General features: G+C 61.7%; 8 protein-coding genes. All 8 read left to right on the forward strand.

Translation table 11 applies throughout. The annotated features are described in order from the left end of the window. Position 1: 1 nt before the first annotated feature. Positions 2-1,288, forward strand: coding sequence for an amidohydrolase (locus tag FYJ74_RS04355; RefSeq protein WP_154528363.1), 1,287 nt, complete (start codon positions 2-4; stop codon positions 1,286-1,288). Positions 1,289-1,353: 65 nt separating this feature from the next. After that, on the forward strand, positions 1,354-4,002 hold the full coding sequence (gene alaS, locus FYJ74_RS04360) for an alanine--tRNA ligase (protein WP_326830866.1): 2,649 nt from the start codon (positions 1,354-1,356) through the stop codon (positions 4,000-4,002). A gap of 2 nt (positions 4,003-4,004) precedes the next feature. Continuing rightward, positions 4,005-4,427 (forward strand): Holliday junction resolvase RuvX, encoded by a 423-nt coding sequence (gene ruvX, locus FYJ74_RS04365; RefSeq protein ID WP_154528364.1) that lies wholly within the window; start codon positions 4,005-4,007, stop codon positions 4,425-4,427. Beyond that, positions 4,428-7,010, forward strand: coding sequence for a DNA mismatch repair protein MutS (gene mutS, locus FYJ74_RS04370; protein WP_154528365.1), 2,583 nt, complete (start codon positions 4,428-4,430; stop codon positions 7,008-7,010). Next, positions 7,010-8,836, forward strand: a complete 1,827-nt coding sequence (gene mutL, locus FYJ74_RS04375) for a DNA mismatch repair endonuclease MutL (RefSeq protein ID WP_154528366.1) — start codon at positions 7,010-7,012, stop codon at positions 8,834-8,836. The genes mutS and mutL overlap by 1 nt, the downstream gene beginning before the upstream one ends. Continuing rightward, positions 8,833-9,780 carry a tRNA (adenosine(37)-N6)-dimethylallyltransferase MiaA gene (gene miaA, locus FYJ74_RS04380; RefSeq protein WP_154528367.1) on the forward strand — a complete coding sequence of 316 codons (948 nt, stop codon included), beginning with the start codon at positions 8,833-8,835 and terminating at the stop codon, positions 9,778-9,780. The genes mutL and miaA overlap by 4 nt, the downstream gene beginning before the upstream one ends. After that, entirely contained in the window at positions 9,777-10,658 is an 882-nt protein-coding gene (gene ispH / locus FYJ74_RS04385) for a 4-hydroxy-3-methylbut-2-enyl diphosphate reductase (RefSeq protein ID WP_154528368.1), read from the forward strand. The genes miaA and ispH overlap by 4 nt, the downstream gene beginning before the upstream one ends. Beyond that, positions 10,651-12,207, forward strand: a complete 1,557-nt coding sequence (locus tag FYJ74_RS04390; RefSeq protein WP_154528369.1) for a S1 RNA-binding domain-containing protein — start codon at positions 10,651-10,653, stop codon at positions 12,205-12,207. Before ispH ends, FYJ74_RS04390 begins: the two co-directional genes overlap by 8 nt. The last annotated feature ends 161 nt before the right edge of the window (positions 12,208-12,368 follow it).

The raw sequence follows: 12,368 nt of genomic DNA on the forward strand, positions 1-12,368 counted from the left end.
AATGGCAATCCTGTTCCGCAACGTTTATCTTCTCGACGGCACGATGGAGCGCGCGCGGCGCGCCGATCTGCTCGTCGAGGGGGAGCGCATAAAAAAAATTGCCGCTCCGGATTCATTGGGCGGCGAAAAATGCGAAGTGATGGACGGCAAGGGCGAAACGCTTTTGATGCCGGGCTTTTTCAACGCCCACTGCCATGCGGCGATGACGCTGCTGCGCGGCCTCGGCGAGGAACGTCCGCTGATGGAGTGGCTGGAGCAGAAAATCTGGCCGCTGGAAGAGCGCCTCACCGACGAAGTCGTTTATGCCGGCGCCGTTCAGGCCATGTGCGAGATGGCCACGTGCGGCATCACCGGTTTTGCCGACATGTATTATCATATGGATCAGGTCGCCCGCGCCGTGAACGAGCTGGGCATGCGCTGTTCCGTTTCCGTCGGCGTCGTGCGCGATCCGGCCCGTTTCAAACAGACTCTTTACCGCGATTTTGCGGAGATGCGGGGGCCGCGGATCATCAACAGCATCGATCCGCACGCGCCGTACACCGTGCCATTCGAGTTCGTCAGCGAATGCGCCGCCGAAGCGAAAAGAAAAAATCTGCCCTTGCAGACGCATTTCCTGGAAGCCGAGTGGGAGCGCGGCTACCTCACCGACACCTTGAAAATGACGCCGGTCGAGTATCTCGAAAAAACCGGGCTTGCGACCGTGCCGCGTTTGGTCCTCGCGCACGGCGTGCAGCTCAGGGAAGACGAGCTCGACTATCTGGCCGCCCATGACAACATCACCGTGGCGCACTGTCCGGCGTCGAATCTGAAGCTCGGCAGCGGCGTGGCGCCGATTCCGGCCATGTTGGAGAAAGGCGTTCACGTGGCGCTGGGGACCGACGGCGCCGCCAGCAACAACCGGCTCGATCTGTGGGACGAGATGCGGCTTGCTTCGCTGGTCCACAAGGGCGTCGGCCATGATCCGCTGGCCGTTTCCTCGCGGCAGCTGATCGACTGCGCGACCTATCAGGGGGCGCGGGCGTTCGGTTACGAAAAAGTGGGGCGGCTCGCCGAAGGCTGGGCCGCGGACCTGACGGCCGTCGATTTGACGGCGCTCCACTATCTCGGCGTCGACGAGGAAAACATGTCCAGCTACGTCGTGTACGCCGGCAGTTCCGGCGACGTGAAGCACGTTCTCTGCGGAGGCGACTGGATCGTCAAGGATCGGACCTTTACGCCGCGCGCCGAAAAAGAAATCCGCGCGGACAGTTCGGCGCAGCGCGCCTGGCTGCTGGCGGCTCATGCCTGAGGAATCTCCGGCAGCCCGGGGCGCCGTCGTTATTTTCTCTTAAAAAAGTGCAGGAGGGGACATCCGTGCAGTATCGCAGCGGTAAGGAAATCCGTCAGTTGTTCGTAAATTTCTGGGAATCGAAAGGGGCTCACCATTACAAGAGCTTTTCGCTCGTTCCCGACGATCCCTCGCTTCTGTTCACCATCGCCGGCATGGTGCCTTTCAAGAAGTATTATCTGGGACTCGAAGAGCCGGAATACGCCTGCGCCGTGACCTCGCAGAAGTGCGTGCGCACCAACGACATCGAGAACGTCGGCCACACCGCCCGCCATCACACGTTTTTCGAGATGCTGGGCAACTTCTCCTGGGGCGGCTATTTCAAGCGCGAGTCGCTGACCTGGGGCTGGGAATTCCTCACGCAGGTCCTGGGACTCGACGGCAGCCGCATGTACGCGACGATCTACAAGGACGATCAGGAGGCGTTCGACATCTGGACCAAGGAGATCGGCATGCCCGCATCCCATCTCGTCCTCAACGGCGAGGACGAGAACTTCTGGTTCATGGGGCCTCAGGGACCGTGCGGTCCCGATTCCGAGATCCTCTACGATCAGGGAGAAGAATTTTCCTGCGGCCCCGACTGCCATCCCGGCTGCGACTGCGACCGTTTTCTCGAGATCTGGAACCACGTCTTCACGCAGTACGACCGGCAGGCCGACGGCAGCTTCAAACCGCTGCCCCGCAAGAACATCGACACCGGCATGGGGCTCGAGCGCCTTGCCTCGCTGATCCAGGGCGTACGCAACGACTTCGAGACGGATCTCTTCACCCCGCTCATGAAAAAAGCCGGCGACATCGCCGGGGTCAGGTACGGCGAGAACGATCAGAGCGATCTGGCGCTGAAGGTCATCTCCGATCATGTCCGCGCCGTCTGCTTCATGATCGCGGACGGCATTCTGCCGGCCAATGACGGCCAGGGCTACGTGCTGCGCCGCCTGATCCGCCGCGCCGCCCGTTACGGACGCCTGATCGGCATCAACAAGCCGTTCATCAACGACGTGATTCCCGCCGTGATCGAACTGATGGGCGATCCCTACTCCGAACTCGGGGAGAACCGGCTCACCATCGAGAAGATCGTCGAGATCGAGGAGAACAGTTTCGGCAAAACGATCCGCCAGGGCAGCGAGCTGCTCGACGCCGAAGTCAAAGCGGCGCTCGAAAGCGCCGGAAAGACTCTCGGCGGCGCGGTGGCCTTCCAGCTGTACGACACGTTCGGCTTCCCGCTGGAACTGACCCGCGAGATCTGCGCCGAGCGCGGCGTGTCGGTCGACGAAGAGGAGTTCAAAAAGGAAATGGAGCAGCAACGCGAGCGCGCCCGCAGCTCCAGCAAGCAGATCGCCAACAACGTCATCAAGGGGAACGTGTTCAACGCCTTGGTCAACGAATTCGGCGCCACGGATTTCGTCGGTTACGAAAAGAGCGAATGCAATACCAAGATCCGCGCGCTCGTCAGGGACGGACGGCAAGTCGACGCTCTCGGCGAAGGCGAAGAGGGCATGGTCCTGCTCGAAAGTTCGCCGTTTTACGCCGAGCGCGGCGGCCAGATCGGCGACACGGGGCTGATCAAGGCCGACGGCGTTCTTGCGGTCGTGAGGGACAGCACGCATCCCTTCGGCGAGCTGAACATGCAGACGGTCACCGTGACCAAAGGGACGCTCCGCGTCGGGGAGAGCGTCCTCGCGCAGGTCGACCTGGACCGCCATCTTGCCATCGCCCGCAACCATACGGCCACGCACATCCTCCACGCCGTGCTCGGCAAGGTGCTGGGCGGGCACGTGCGCCAGAACGGTTCGCTCGTGTCCGACCGTTTCCTGCGTTTCGACTACACTCATTACGAGGCGCCGAGCCGCGAACAGCTCGAGGAGATCGAGACGCTGACCAACGCGGCGATCCTGACCGACCGGCCGGTCACGACGGCCGTGACGGATCTCGAAGCGGCCAAAGCCAGCGGCGCCAAAGCGCTGTTCGAAGAGAAGTACGGCCAAACCGTGCGCGTCGTCTCCGTCGGCGATTTCTCCAGCGAGCTGTGCGGCGGCACTCACGTTTCGTCCTCGGGTATGATCGGTTCTCTGAAGATCGTCAGCGAAGAGAGCATTGGCTCCGGGATCCGTCGCATCACGGCGGTGACGGGCATGACCACGGTGCATCTGCTTCAGGAACTGAGCCGCACCGCCGACGAACTCTCCGCGCGTCTGGCCGTCAAACGGCCGCTGCTGATCGAAAAAGTCAGGGGCATGGAAGAGGAGATCAAGGAACTCAAACGTCAGATCGACGGGATGTCGCGCGCCAGACTCGCCGGCAGCATCGACAGTCTGATCGCGAAAAAGACGCTTGCCGGCGGCGCCGTCAACCTCTATATCGGGCGCGTGGACGGACAGAACATGGAACTGCTGCGCGAGTCCGGCGACAAATTCAAGGACGGCGATCCCAAAGCCGTGTTCGTGGTCTTCTCCAAGGCGGCGGAGGACAAGGTGCAGATCCTCTGCATGCTCGGCGAGGAAGCGCAAAAGAAAAAACTCCACGCCGGCAAGATCGTCAAGGAATTGGCCGCTCTGGTCGGCGGAAGCGGCGGCGGCCGTCCGAACATGGCGCAGGCCGGCGGCAAAGAGCCGGCCAAAATCGACGCGGCGATCGCCGCCGCCGTCGATCTCGTTGCGAAATTCATCGGAGCTTGACGATGCCCCGAATTATCTGCCTCGACGTCGGAACCGTGAGGATCGGCGTGGCAGTCAGCGATCCCCTGGGCATGTTTGCTCAGGGGATCGCTGTCTGGAAAGCGGACGGCCCCTGGCTGGACGATCTGGAGCGCGCCTTCGAGCGTTACGACACGGGCTGTCTGCTCGTTGGGCTGCCGATCCGCGAGGACGGAACGATCGGCCCCTCGGCGCAACATGTGCAGGACGTGGTAAAGGAGATCCAGCAGCGCTTTCCCATGATCACCGTGAAATATTGGGACGAGCGTTACAGCACCTGCACCGCCACGAGCTATCTGCTCGAGGGCAACGTGTCGCGCCGCAAACGAAAACAGTCCGTCGACAAGATCGCCGCCGCGGTGATCCTGCAAAGCTACATGGATGCGAAAGGAGCTGACCGATTTTAGATGACGGAACCCAAAGCGCCTTTCCAGCAGAGGCCCGCCAGGATGACGCCGATGCTGGAACAGTACTTCTATTGGAAAAACAAATACCCCGACTGCGTGCTTTTTTTCCGCATGGGGGATTTCTTCGAATGTTTCTTCGACGACGCCAAGCTCGTCTCGCGCGAACTCGACATCGCCCTGACCGCGCGCGACGCGAACAAGAACATGCCGATGGCCGGCGTGCCGCATCATGCGGTGGATCAGTACGCCGCGCGTCTGATCGAAAAGGGCTACAAGATCGCCGTCTGCGAACAGATGACGCCGCCCGACGGACGCACGCTGGTGGACAGGGAAGTCGTCAAGATCCTGACGCCGGGGACTTTCATCCCGGAGGAGGGAACCGTCGACTCGTCGCTGGCCTCGTTGCTGCTGGAGCAGGATCAGTGGACCGTCGGCTTTCTGACGCCGAGCGCCTCGACGGTGCAGGTGGGAACTTTTTCTCCGCAGGAAGCCTGGTCGGTGCTGCTCTCTTTTGCGCCGCGCGAAATTTTGATCCCGCGCGGGCGGGGCTCTCGGGAAAAGATCGAAGCCCATCCGGGCTGGTCGTATTCCGAGATGTCGGCGGAGGACTTCGATCCCGAAATCGGGCTGGCGCGTCTGTGTCGGCTCTGGAACGTCAATTCCCTCGAGGGCTTCGGTCTGCGCCGCGGCGATCCGCGCATCGGCGCCGTCAGCGCGCTGGTGAGCTATGCGGAGGAGACCAGCTTCTCGAAAGCGGCTCACATCAGAAGCATTTCCCAAATCCTGCCGGAAGGGTTCATGCACCTCGACTGGCACACGCAGAACAATCTCGACCTCTGGGGCGGGGAAGCGTCGCTGTTCGAGTGCATGAACGAGTGCGCCACGCCGTTCGGCAAAAAACTGCTCCGCGATTGGATCGCCCGTCCGCTCTGTTCGATCGAGAAAATCAACGAGCGTCTTGATTCCGTTCAGGAACTGTACGGCCACGAAGACGCCTCGCGTTCTCTTGCCGATCTGCTAGAAAAATGCCGCGACGTGGAGCGCGCCATCGCTCGCCTGCACATGAAAAGCGCTAATCCGCGCGACCTCGGCGCGATCCGCGACACGCTGGACGTGCACCCGGAAATCGACGCGGCCTTGGGCGAAATGTGCCGCTCGGCGGCTTTGCCAGATCCCGGCGAACTGGCGGAGCTGCGCGCCCGGCTTGATAGATTTTTGCTGCCGGAGCTGCCGCGCTCCCTGAGTTTGGGCGCCATCGCCGCGCCCGGCTGCGATGAAGAGCTCGACCAGTGGCGCTCTCTCGGCGACAGCGGCGACGCTTGGCTCGAAGATTTTGCGGAACGGGAAAAAAAGCGCCTTGGCATTGCGAAGCTGAAAGTCGGGTACAACAAAGTTTACGGATTCTACATCGAAATCTCCCGCGCCAAAGCGGAAAATACGGAAATCCCGCCGGAGTACGTCCGCAAACAGACGCTGGTCAACGCCGAGCGCTACATTTCTCCCGAACTGAAAGAGTACGAGGAACGCCGGTTGCAGGCGGATTCCAAGATCGCGGAGATCGAGCAGCGCATTTTCGACGAGCTGACGGCGGCCTGCCTCGAACGGACCGACGCCATTCAGCGGCTCGGCCACGCGCTGTCCGAACTGGACGTGCTGAACTCGTTCGCGCGCACGGCGCGGGAACGCGGCTACTGCCGTCCCGAAGTCGTCGAAGAGCGGGTCCTCGAGATCCGCGAAGGCCGCCATCCGATGGTCGAACGGGCGCTGCGCGGCCAGCCCTGTATACCGAACGACCTGAAGATGGATCTGACGCGGCGGACGGCCATCGTCACCGGTCCCAATATGGCGGGCAAGTCGACGTACCTGCGCATGGCCGCGATTTTGCAGATCATGGCGCAGGCCGGCAGCTACGTGCCGGCGGCGTCCGCCCGTCTGCCGCTGACCGACCGCCTGTTCACCCGCATCGGCGCGCGCGACGAGCTGGCGCGCGGCAACAGCACTTTCATGGTCGAGATGATGGAGACCGCGAACATCCTCCATAACGTCACGGCCCGCAGCGAAGTCATCCTCGACGAGATCGGGCGCGGCACTTCGACGTACGACGGCATGAGCATCGCCTGGTCCGTGGTCGAGTATCTGCACAACCTCTGCGGCGTCCAGCCGTTCGTACTTTTCGCCACGCATTATCACGAGCTGACCGACCTCGAAAAGACCATGCCCGGGCTGTTCAACCTGAGCATGGACGTAGAAGAGACCGACGAGGGCGTGCGGTTTCTGCACAAGATACAGCCCGGCCCGGCCGACCGTTCCTACGGCATCGAGGTCGCCCGCATCGCCGGGCTGCCGCGGGTGGTGCTCAAACGCGCCCATGAAATTCTCGAGCGGCTGGAGGCCGAGCAGTCGGAGTCTCACGGCGATCCGAACCGTTTTGCGCCGTCGGCGCAGGTGAACATGTTCGACCTTTCCGGGGACGCCTTCATCGAAGAAGTCGCTTCGCTCGAGCCTGATCGGATGACGCCGCGGGACGCTCTCGACCAGCTCTACCGGCTGGTTTCACAGGCAAAGAAACTGAGGTGTGAATGATGGGAATTCATCGACTGCCCGACGGGCTTTCGCGCAAAATCGCCGCCGGCGAGGTGATCGAACGGCCGCTTTCCGTCGTCAAGGAGCTGATCGAAAACAGCCTCGACGCCGGCGCGACGGCCGTCGACGTGGAACTGGGGCAGGGCGGCAAGGTGTTGATCTCCGTGAAGGACAACGGCGGCGGCATCGTCCCGGAGGAGCTGCCTCTGGCGGTGGAAAAACACGCTACCAGCAAGATCAGCAGCGAGGCAGACCTTGAGGCGATCGCCACGCTGGGGTACCGCGGAGAAGCGCTGAGCAGCGTCTGCGCCGTCAGCCATTTCGAGCTCTACAGCCGCCGGCCCGACCTGCCCGAAGGCGCCTCGCTCCATTACGAAAACGGCGTGCCCCGCGTCACGGCGGTACCGCTGCGTCCCGGCACGACGGTGGTCGTCAAGGATCTTTTCTATAATCTGCCGGCGCGGCGCAAGTTCCTCAAAACGGCCGCGGCGGAGTTCCGCCGCATTTCGCGCCTGGTCCAGGACTACGCGTTCGCTTATCCTGCCGTCGCGTTCTCTTTGACTCACGACGGCAAGAGCGTCTTCAAAAGCTCGGGCGGCGGCAGCGTCGAGAAATTGCTGGCGCAGATATGGGGCGACGAGCCCGAGATCCGAGCTTCCGCTTTCGAGGCCGCGACGTCCTCCGTGCGGCTGTGGTGGCAGGACCTGGGGCCGCAGAGCCGCTTTCAGCTGGTCTCGTTCGTGAACGGACGCCGCGTCAGCGACGCGGTGATCCGGTCGGCGATCCAGGGCTTCCATTGGGCGACGCGTGGCAATTGGCTGGTCATGCTTTCGCTGCCGGCGGAAGACGTGGACGTCAACGTCCATCCGGCGAAGTCGGAGATCCTGTTCCGCCGTTCCGGGGAGGTGTACGATCTGGTCCGCAAAGCGGCGGAGCGTCTTGCCAAGGGATTTTCCGACGCGCCGATCCTTGAGCGCGGCGATCGTATGCCGTTTTCTTCGCCTCCGTTCGAGGCGCCGACAGAATCTTTTTCCGCCGGCGGGCTGGCAGCGCCGGGCGATTCCGCGGCGTGGCGCCGCCTGCCCGAGCGCGAGCCGCATCCGTTTTCGCGCATGGAGGAGCCGGTGTTTCGCGCCGCGTCGCCGAACGCGTTTGCAGCGCGAGGTTCGCAGGAAGCGAGCGGCGAGCGTCTGCCTTTCGCTTCCTATCGTCAGACCGTTTCAGTTCCGCCGTCTGGCGACATGTCTGTTGCGGAAAACGCCGCGCCGGACGGTACGATTTATCTCGCGCAGCTGCCGCAGGGCTATCTGATCTTTTCCACGCCGGACGGGCTGCTGATCGTCGATCCGCACGCCGCCCACGAGCGCGTCAATTACGAACGGATCCTGAAGGCCTGCGCCGCTTCGCGGGGACAGGAAAAACTGATCATGCCCATTCCGCTGCCGCCGACTTTGAAGGACGAGGCGCTGGCGAACCGCGAGAAACTGAGCGAGCTGAACTTTGCGATCGACGAGGACGGTTCCCTGTCGCAGCTGCCTATGCACGCCAAAGTCGTGGGCGTTTCGCCCGTCGATCTGCTGCGCAGCGCGCTGAACGCGATCGAGGAACGCCAGGAACATTCCGACTCGCTGATCAACGTCTTCGCGACCAAAGCCTGCAAGGCTTCGGTCAAGCTGACGACGCGCCTGGAAGCGGAGGAAGCCTATCAACTGCTGGCCGAACTGGAGCGCTGTGACCAGCCCAACGCCTGTCCTCACGGGCGGCCGACCGTGCTGCGGCTGACCGGCGGCGCTTTGGACAAGCATTTCGGGAGACTGGGGCTATGAGCGGCGCGCAAAAGTTGCCCATCGTCGCGGTGATCGGCCCGACGGCCGTCGGCAAGACGGCCATGAGCCTCGACCTTGCCCGCGCGCTGAACGCCGAGGTGATCTCGGTGGACTCGCGGCAGGTCTATCGCTACATGGACGTGGGCACGGACAAGATCTCCCGCGAAGTGCGCCGGGAGATCCCGCACCACCTCATCGACGTCGCCGATCCCGATCAGGTCTACACGGCCTCCGATTTTGTCGTTCAGGCGGCAGACTGTGTCAAGCGGATCATGGCGCGGGGGCGGGCGCCGCTTTTCGTCGGCGGCACGCCGTTCTATTATCAGGCGCTCTTCAGCCGGCTGCTGTCCATCGACGTGCCCACGGACGAAAAACTGCGCGCCGAACTTTTTGCCCTCGAAGCGGACGAACTTTACGGCCGGCTGAAAAATTCCGATCCCGAAAGCGCCGCCAGACTTCATCCCCACGATAAATTCCGTGTCTCCCGGGCGCTGGAGATCTTCCTTCTTTCCGGGCGTCCGGCTTCCGAATGGTACGCGCGCGAGCGCCCGTCGGAGTCGCCTTACGACGTGCTCTATCTGGGCCTGTTCAAGCCGCGCGACATCCTTGTAAACGGCATTGAACGGCGCGTGCGCCGGCAGTTCGCTTCGGGCTATCCCGAAGAAGTGAAGTGGCTGCTCGACAACGGTTATTCCCCCGATCTGCCGTCGATGCAGGGTTTCGGTTACAAAGAACTGACGTTGTTCCATCAGGGGCGGATGACTTTGGAAGAAGCGATCATGGGAGACGCAATCGCCACGCGGCAGTTCGCCAAAAGACAGATGACCTGGTTCAAAAAATTCGCGCCGGCCGTCTGGTGCGACCTGTCGCAGAAGACGCCGGCGGAAAACGGAAAATGGTTGATCGAACAGGCGAAAAAGCACCTTGACGAGGCTTTGCGATGAAAGTGCTCGTCGCGGCACCGACAGGGCTGTGTTTTGGCGTCAAACGAGCGATCGGGTTTGTGGAAAAAGCGCTGACGCAGGCGGCGCCTGTTTATGCGCTCGGCAGTCCGATCCACAATCCGCAGGAAGTCGAGCGTCTGCAAAAGATGGGATTGTGCGTCGTCCAGTCCGAGATGGAGATTCCCGCCGGTGCGGCGGCGTTTATCCGCGCCCACGGGGCGGCTCCCGGCGTGCTGGAGAATCTGAGGAAAAGAAATGTCAACGTCATCGACGGTACGTGCCCCTTCGTGCGCGCGGCACAGGATCACGCGCGGGAATTGTCCGAGGCGGGCTATCACGTTCTGATCCTCGGAAACGAGAAACATCCCGAGATCATCGGCATGCGGGGATACGTCCGCGGACCTTCGACGGTGATTTCGACGATTCCGTCACTTTTTTCCTCGACAATATTCAAATCGTCTGTTAAAATCCATAAGTTGGGATTGGTGTCTCAAACAACACAGGAAGAAAGTCTCCTCGCTGAAGTGGCCAAGGCGGCCCTCGGCGTGGCCGACGAGCTCAGGATCTACAACACCATCTGCCGTGCTACGATTGAACGCCAGCAGGCCGTAAGACGACTGGCGTCTGCGGTCGACGGCATGATCGTCATCGGCGGACATAACAGCGCCAATACCGGCAAGTTGTGTCGCATTGCGCGCGATTCGAACTGCGACGCAGTATGGATCGAGCATGCCGGTCAGCTTGACAGGAGGTGGGTGCTGGAGAAACGGGTGATTGGTATTGCGGCCGGGGCGAGTACGCCTGACTGGCTTATCGAACAACTACATAACGCGATTGATAACATCGCAGGACGTCAGGGGGATGTCAGGAATGAGTGAAGAAGTCAAGAACCAGGTTGAAGAAGAAAGCATGGATATGGCCTCTCTTATGGCCCAGTACGACGCGGCTTCGGAAGAGATTGCGCGCGGCAAGGTCATCGAGGGTACGGTGGTCGAGAAAACCGACGGCGGCTGGCTTGTCGACGTGGGCTACAAGTGCGAGGGCTTCCTGCCCGAGCGCGAGTGGACGCACCACATTCTTGTCGATGACAAGGCCGCTCCCGAAATCGGCGACAAGATCGAAGTCCAGGTAACGAGCAAGCGCGACGGCGAAGAAGCTCAGCTTCTCGTCAGCCGCTGGCGCTGCGAGTTCGATCGCCGCTGGGCGGAACTCGAGTCCAAGGCGAAGGCGAACGACGTCATCACCGTCAAGGGCATTCGCAAGGTCAAAGGCGGCTTGATGGTTAACTGCTTTAACCTCGAGGGCTTTATCCCGATTTCGCATCTTGCCGAGGAAGGCCGCGGCGTCAATCCCGGCCGCTTCGAAGGCGAAGAGTTCCAGGTCCGTCTGCTTGAAATGGACAAGCGCAAGCGCCGCCTGGTGCTCTCCCGCAGGAGCCTGCTTGACGAGGACCTGTCCGCTAAGCGCGAGAAGTTTTACAGCGAGGTCAACGTGGGTGACGTGCTTGACGGCACGGTCAGCAGCGTGACCACCTTCGGCCTGTTCGTCAACGTCGGCCCTCTGGATGGATTGGTGCATGTCAGCGAAGTTTCCTGGCAGCGCAGCTCCAAGTCCCGCGAAACGTATAAAAAAGGCGACGCCGTCAAAGTCAAAGTCATCGGCATCGACAGGGAAAACAACAAGATCAGCCTCAGCATCCGCCAGGCTCAGGGCAATCCATGGGATACCGTGATGGAGCGCTGGCAGAAGGATCAGCAGACCAAGGGCGTCGTCACCAACGTCACCGATTTCGGCGCCTTCGTCGAAGTGGAACCCGGCATCGAGGGACTGATCCACATCGGCGACCTGAGCTGGAGCCGCATCAAGCATCCCCGCGAAGTGCTGCACAAGGGACAGGAAGTCGAGACCGTCGTGCTCGACATCGATCCCGAAAAGAAGCGCATGAGCCTGGGCTACAAGCAGCTGCACGATCCCTGGAAGGGTATCGAGGAACGCTACGCGAAGGGACAGGACATCACCGTCAAGGTCGTACGCCTGGCCGACTTCGGCGCGTTTGTCGAGATCGAGAAGGGCGTCGAAGGCTTGATCCACATCAGCCAGCTCAGCACGCACCGCGTCGAAAAGCCGGGCGACGTGCTTCAGGAAGGCCAGGAAGTGACTGCCCGCGTTCTTGAAGTGAATCCCGCCGAGCGCCGCATCCGCCTCAGCGTCAGCGCCATCGAGGCCGGCGAGAAGGCCGCCGAGCGCGGCAAGAACGCTCCGACTCAGGGCGAAAAAGCACCCCGTCATGAAGGATCGGCCTCCAGAAGCGAAAGAGGTTCCAAGCCCCGCCACAAGCCTGAAGCCGAAAAGCTCTCCGGTTTCAGCGAGGACACCGGCGTGACGCTGGGCGACCTCTTCAGCGGCATCAACTTCGAAGACAAGTAAGGATTTATGCAGAAAGAGCCATCCCGCGCAGGATGGCTCTTTTTCGTACCGTTTTTATGGCAGCGCGTTGCGCAGAGTTTTTCGTCTGGTAAAAACAGATGCAGAAAAAACGCAAAACGGCTAGAATAGAAGCAAAATATTGTGGGAGGAACATGTGATCC

The organism is Pyramidobacter porci, assembly GCF_009695745.1.
In the GTDB taxonomy this organism is placed as follows: domain Bacteria; phylum Synergistota; class Synergistia; order Synergistales; family Dethiosulfovibrionaceae; genus Pyramidobacter; species Pyramidobacter porci.